The organism is Arsenicicoccus sp. UBA7492 (assembly GCF_002479615.1).
In the GTDB taxonomy this organism is placed as follows: Bacteria; Actinomycetota; Actinomycetes; order Actinomycetales; family Dermatophilaceae; genus Arsenicicoccus; species Arsenicicoccus bolidensis.
Genome location: NZ_DLOE01000017.1, coordinates 1 through 5,741, shown reverse-complemented (window position 1 = coordinate 5,741; position 5,741 = coordinate 1). Strand labels below are relative to the sequence as shown.

General features: G+C 70.0%; 6 protein-coding genes. 3 read left to right on the top strand and 3 right to left on the bottom strand.

What is annotated here, in order from left to right; all coding sequences use genetic code 11:
* The first annotated feature begins 140 nt into the window (after positions 1-140).
* From B4E97_RS04655 to B4E97_RS04645, 3 genes are all read left to right on the top strand, one after another.
* Positions 141-956, top strand: a complete 816-nt coding sequence (locus tag B4E97_RS04655; RefSeq protein WP_286958878.1) for a transposase family protein — start codon at positions 141-143, stop codon at positions 954-956.
* 256 nt (positions 957-1,212) lie between these two features.
* Complete coding sequence (locus B4E97_RS04650; RefSeq protein ID WP_286958877.1) at positions 1,213-1,851, top strand: hypothetical protein; 639 nt, start codon at positions 1,213-1,215, stop codon at positions 1,849-1,851.
* A gap of 344 nt (positions 1,852-2,195) precedes the next feature.
* Complete coding sequence (locus tag B4E97_RS04645) at positions 2,196-2,831, top strand: DUF7255 family protein (RefSeq protein WP_286958875.1); 636 nt, start codon at positions 2,196-2,198, stop codon at positions 2,829-2,831.
* Positions 2,832-2,915: 84 nt separating this feature from the next.
* Here the strand turns inward: B4E97_RS04645 and B4E97_RS04640 are convergent, their stop codons facing one another.
* The 3 genes from B4E97_RS04640 to B4E97_RS04630 all read right to left on the bottom strand — a co-directional run bounded on the left by B4E97_RS04640 (position 2,916) and on the right by B4E97_RS04630 (position 5,530).
* Positions 2,916-3,911, bottom strand: coding sequence for a hypothetical protein (locus B4E97_RS04640; RefSeq protein WP_286958874.1), 996 nt, complete (start codon positions 3,909-3,911; stop codon positions 2,916-2,918).
* A 380-nt stretch (positions 3,912-4,291) separates the two neighbouring features.
* Positions 4,292-4,876 carry a helix-turn-helix domain-containing protein gene (locus tag B4E97_RS04635; RefSeq protein ID WP_286958872.1) on the bottom strand — a complete coding sequence of 195 codons (585 nt, stop codon included), beginning with the start codon at positions 4,874-4,876 and terminating at the stop codon, positions 4,292-4,294.
* A gap of 216 nt (positions 4,877-5,092) precedes the next feature.
* Positions 5,093-5,530, bottom strand: a complete 438-nt coding sequence (locus tag B4E97_RS04630; RefSeq protein WP_286958871.1) for a hypothetical protein — start codon at positions 5,528-5,530, stop codon at positions 5,093-5,095.
* Positions 5,531-5,741: the final 211 nt, after the last annotated feature.

Here is a 5,741-nt window from a genome sequence, read left to right as displayed (position 1 = left end):
TGAGGATTTCTCACCAGGCTTGGCGTTCGACGGTGCGGCAGGGCTGTGACCTGCGGGGACGGCGTGTCGGATAGGCGCAGGCGGGGCCCGGTGACCAGGCTCGGTTTCACCTCTGTCCCCTCGCCCGAACCGAGCCCCGCGTGCTGTCCTATCGTGCCACCCTGCCCGTTCCCCTCGTCGTCGTGCGCCGCGTGTCGGCGTGGCTTCAGCATCACCGCACGGTCCACGACGCGCGCCCCTGGCAGCGGGCCGCGACGTGCTGGACGCAAGCCGTGTTGTTCCTGCGCTGGCTGATCGACGCCACCCCTGTTCACCGCCTCGCCGCCGACCACGGCCTGTCCCAAGCGACGGCGTACCGGTACCTGCACGAGGCCATCGACGTCATCGCCGACCGCGCCCCCACCTTGGAAGACGTCCTTGCCGACCAGCTCGACACCGCCGCGCCGTTCGTCTGCCTGGACGGCACCCTCATCCGCACCAACCGGTGCTCTGCCCGCTCGACCAGCGGGAACGGCGCTGTGAAGGGGTACGACATCTGGTACTCGGGCAAGCACCACGCGCACGGCGGGAACGTCCAGGTCCTCACCGACCACACCGGATTCCCGATCTGGACCAGCCCGGTCGAGCCAGGGTCCACCCACGACATCACCACTGCCCGCACCCACGCCTTCCCCCTGCTGTATCCCGCCGCCGCGAAAGGCCTGCCCACGCTGGCGGACAAGGGCTACCACGGCGCCGGCATCGGCATCCACACCCCCATCAAGGGCCACAACCTCGACCGCGGTAACCGCACCACCAACCGGTTGCAACGCGCGCTACGCGCGCCCGCCGAACGCGCCAACGCCATCCTGAAGAAGTACCGGGCCCTACGCCACATCACCCTCGACCCAGCCCGCATCGGCGCGATCGTCGCCGCCGCCCTCGTCATTGCCACCATGACTCGAGGCCGCTGGTGAGAAAACCTCACTACACCCATACAAGCCATAACACCGGCACAGGTGCCGGGAGGTGGTAAGTGCACCTGTGCCGGACCCGAGCCCCTGCCGCAGGGCTACCCCGAGCTGCTGGCCGCTACCGTGGCCAGCATCCGCGCCGTCCAGGTCACCACCGTGCGGCGGGTCAACCACGAGCTCGTCCTGCTCTACCTCTCCCTGGGCCGGCCAACGGCCCTCGGTGGAGTGATCCGAAGTGGTGACCGAAGGAGAGAACGTCATGACCACGACCGCAGTTCGGGTTGAGCACCCCTCGGCAGTGAAGGGACGCGCGCGGGCATACTGGCTTGCCGGGCATACGGCACGGCTTGGGCTGAAACTCGCTTGCCTGGCGGCTCTGGCGTGGGCGGCCTCGCGGCCCGCACTCACCGACCTCCCGGGTGCGTACGTTCTCCTCGCTCTGGGTGCGGTGCTCGCGGGCTGGTGGGCCGTCCAGCGGTTCCGTTGGCTCGCGTGGGCAGAGGTTCCCGGCGCTTGGCGCATCTACAAGTCGGCTGAGGAGGCCGCGGCTTCAGCCCCCGACTGGCGGGCCGACAGGTGGTTCTCCGTGCTGCACAGCGCGGTTACGGTCGCGGGAGGCCTCTATATTGCGCATCTCCCAGGTGACGCGCCCCGCGCCGTCGTGGGCTTGCTCGGTGGCGGGATGGCGGCTTTGTTCGGTGGCCGCCTGTGCAGCGATCTTGCGTCAGGCTCATTCCGGTTCGGCCGTGCAGCCATCATCGGCTGGCTCGTGGCAGCCGCCCCGGCCATCACCTGGGCAATCGCCGGAGATAGCGGATGGGCTCGGCAGGGAATGGTTATTGCGCTCCCGATGGTGCTCATCTGGGGTTTGCTTCGCTACGTCCGAATAGGCCGATAGCGCGAGTAGTGGCGCGGACCCGACCACGGCGACGTCCCCTCCATCGGGATCCTGCTCACCGGCACCCGCGACGACATCGTCGTCGAATGCGCTCTGGGCACCGTCACCGGCCCCATGTCCGCCGACACCTGCCAGGCTCTACCTGTCCCCCTCCGGGCTGCTCCCCAGCCCGGAGGCCATCACCACCGCCGTCAGCGCCGCCAGAGACCGTCACCCCGACACCAGTCCAGGTCCTGCCTGAACACACCACCGCACCCGTATGGTGCCGGCTACTGGCTAGTCCTTCCGGGCCACGTCCGGGCCAATCTCTGGTCGACCAGCGCCGGCATGAGCAGGATCTGCTCATGACCACCCCTGGTGAACGTGAGAAGAAGCTGTGCCAGTTGCTCGACGCGGCGGGCATGACCACGTCGGACCGGCCGGCACGTCCTCGGATGCAACATTTGGGAGACCTCGCCGAGGTGCTCGAGCGCACCTACCGGGACCTGGGTGGGAGGATGTCGGTGTCGCCGGAGCGGTGGGCGCCCGGTGGCTGGGACATGGCCCTGGATGGCGTCCTGGTCGAGCTGGACGAGGAGCAGCATTTCAACCGTTACCGCAAGCGCACGCTTGACGACGACTGGGCCGACGTCCTGCCCTGGGCCCGCTTCTACTCCGGCTACTGCGATGACTACGAGCACGCCTGCGACCAAGCCTCCAGCAGCCTCGGGGGCCGGTCGACGCAATCCTCGCGACTCATGTTTGGCCCAGCTGCCGTGCGCGGCCTCGACTCCTCTGAAGACCTGTCTCGCTGGAAGCAGCGAGCCTTCTACGACGCGATCCGCGACGCCTACGCCATGGCCACGAGGACCCCCTTGGCCCGGTTGTCCGTCCACGACGACATCGAGGGTCATTCCCTCAACCAGATCCTGCGAGACGAGGTCACCTGCTCCCACGCTGCTCTGCGCGCTCTCGTGCAGGAGCGAACCTACCGGCCCTGACCACGAGCCGGCCGACGCCCCCTGGTGCGGGGGAAGATGGGGCCTTCCCGCCGGTGACGTTGAGGTGGATGCCGCTCGGCATCCTCAGCGGGTCTTGGCCGCGAGCTGGCGAGCCTTGACCAGCCTGGCGGCGAGCTTCTGCTGTGTGGCCCCTGGGCCACGCCGCTCGGGCGGGCAGAATGCCTCCCACCGCTGCAGCACTCGGATCTCCGCGTCGTAGTCCTTGCGCCGGCGGAGCATGATCGCAGCCCGTTCGGTGTAGGCCGGCGCCGGCTCCCGCCCAGACCGCGCAGCCTCCTGCTCGGCGGCCTCGATCAGCACCTCGACGAGCTGCAGCGCCTCCTCCCCCCGGCCGGCCCGCTCGAGGGCCTGCACGACTTCGAGCCACTCGTGCAGCGCCTTGCCGGCCAGCTGGAGGCTGTCGATCTGGGCGGCGGTGCGCCCGGCGAGGGCGGTAGCAACCTGGGCGACGTCGACCTTCTCGAGCTCGCGCTCCAAATCCCCGTCGTGCTGGACCTTCCACAGCCGGCTACGCACACGCCCCCAGTAGCGCCCGGCCTCCGCGAAGGCGTCGACCTCGTCGACGTCGCGGCCCATCTGCCTGGCGAGCCTGGTGGCCTGCCACCAGGCGTCGGCATACGCGCTGGCCTGCTCCAGCGTGGCGTCCCCTCGAGCGGCCGCCACGGCCGTGAACTCGCTGGGCACGTCGGGCATCAGGCCACCGTGCAGCGGCGGTAGCCCCGCCTGGAGCCGGGCGTGCTCCAGGAAGCGTAAAGTCCGGTCTCGGACAGGTCCCCGGACCTGCTCGACCTCGTCGTGCGCCATCGGCCGGATCAGGGAGGCGAGCGTCATCCCCCGTGATGCTTCGCTTCGCTCGAGGCTGACCACGACCACCGGCGTGGGGCTGTCTATCCCGGGCGCGATCGCCCAGTCGCCGATCGAGGGTTCGTCATCGAACGGCCACTGGTAGGAGTAGGCCGCCCAAGGCCACGGGTCCGGGATCGGTCGCAGGTCGTCCAGGGGCCGGAACGCCACCGTCACCACGCGATCCCGGGCGCCACCGGAGTGACGGGAGGACACCGCCTCAGAACGACCAGACGGCCCCTGCCGTGGCACAGGCGTCGTGGTCCAGCCCATCAGGCGAGAGAAGATCCCCATGCCCCCAGCCTGGCAGACCACCTCGAGCGGGGCGGGCCGACGCACCCACCCCGCGGCTGGCTGTGGACGGCCACCGGCCCGTTCCCCGGGATACGAGCACGATGGAGGGCATGACCACCCCGCGGTGCCCTGGCTGCCAGCAGCCCAGCACCCCCTCCCGCCGTTACGGCACGGTGCTGTGTCACGACTGCCTGCGCGCTCATCACCATGATCTGCAACGCGCTCAGGCTCGCGACCTGGCCGCCGACCCTGCCGGCAGGGCCCGACGCATCCGCTCCCTGCTCGAGGAGGGCCTACCGGTCTCAGCCGCCGGCCGCGCCGTCGGGCTCAGCAGGTCCCGCACGGCCCAGATCCTGGCCCAGGACACCCCCTAGGCCCGTAGCCGTAGCCGACCTCGGCCTGCAACCCGCGCGGCCGTCCGCGATCGCGTCCCACCGCTCGTCGGAGATCGCCTCGAAGTCGAGGCCGTGGCGGCGGGTCTCCTCAGCGCGGATCCGCGCCACGGCAGCCAGGCTGCGCCATTCCCGCGGCTCAACCCCGCTAGGGAACGCGGTCGCGCGGCCACGTGAGGGCGACATCGCCCCGCGCCGCCGAGCCACGCCCGCGCGGGCGGCCGCCACCGCCCCCAGCACGTCCCACGGCACACCCCCAGCCGCCGGGTAGACCACCCCGTCGCCACGCACCTGCTGCTCGACCAGCTGCTCAAGCTGGTCCTCAAGGACGGCCAGCTCAGCATCAACACCGGCCCCCGGGACCCGCGCCCCGGCCTCCCACCGAGACACCGTGGCCTGCTTGACCCCCAACACGTCAGCGAGCGCGGCCTGACTGAGCCCAAGCGCGAGCCGCCGAGCCGCCACCTCCGGCCCCGAGATCAGCTCAGACATCATCACTGCTCCTAGTGGTCAGGGAGGGCCGTCGGCTGGACCGGCAGGAACCAGCCATGCCGTCCCACCGCGAGCTGTCCTTCCCGAACTCCCCGGCGGGGTGGAAGCACTGGCAGCGATGGCACCAGCGCCGGCCCGCGTTGACATTGTCCGCCCAGGCCAGCCTGTCATAGCCCGCTCGCGCGGCAGCCGCTCGCCGCCGGCTGTCCAACGACCCACTCACAGGACGACGCCCTTCTCGTGCAGGCCGCGAATCTCACCAGCCAGCGCCTCCTCGAGCGGGACGCGGTGCCCGACCGCGCCAGCCCCACCGGTCCATACGTTGTTGCGGCTCCAGTCGTCACCGTCCCTGCCGTTGTTGGTGACCGCCCAGATATGAGTGTCCGTGATCACGAACCAGCTCCCGGTGCCGTACAAGGTCGGCCCTCCACACAGCATCGGCTCGGCAAGCACGACGGGGACATCGACCCCCTCCAGCCCGATGCTGTGCTCGATCACGTGCCGATGGATCTGCTTGGCTCGGCGGCGGGCACCCACCCGGTCCAGAACGGCGGTGAGCTCGGCGGACTGCTCGGCCGTGGGGTCGGCCAGGACGTACGTGTACTCGGTACCCCACTCGTAGTCGTCGGTCATGACGCGCCGCAGCGTCACGGACACCAGCACACGCCATGTCGACGGCGAGCCCGACTGCTCCCCACGCCAAATCGGTGTTGATGAACTCCGTCGACCCGATCGCGCGCCGGACCATCTCCGTGCCATGAGAGTCGGCCACGAAGTGAGTCACCGACTCGTAGCCGGCCTCATCCGCATCCGTCCAGTCCCTGAACGTCGCCCGCACCAGACCCCTCTGGCTATGTCAACCCCACTT

Bases quoted from the DNA above. Each gene is read 5' to 3' on its own strand.
- B4E97_RS04650 (WP_286958877.1), top strand. From the start codon at position 1,213: ATGACCACGACCGCAGTTCGGGTTGAGCACCCCTCGGCAGTGAAGGGA.
- B4E97_RS04645 (WP_286958875.1), top strand. From the start codon at position 2,196: ATGACCACCCCTGGTGAACGTGAGAAGAAGCTGTGCCAGTTGCTCGAC.
- B4E97_RS04635 (WP_286958872.1), bottom strand. From the start codon at position 4,876: ATGATGTCTGAGCTGATCTCGGGGCCGGAGGTGGCGGCTCGGCGGCTC.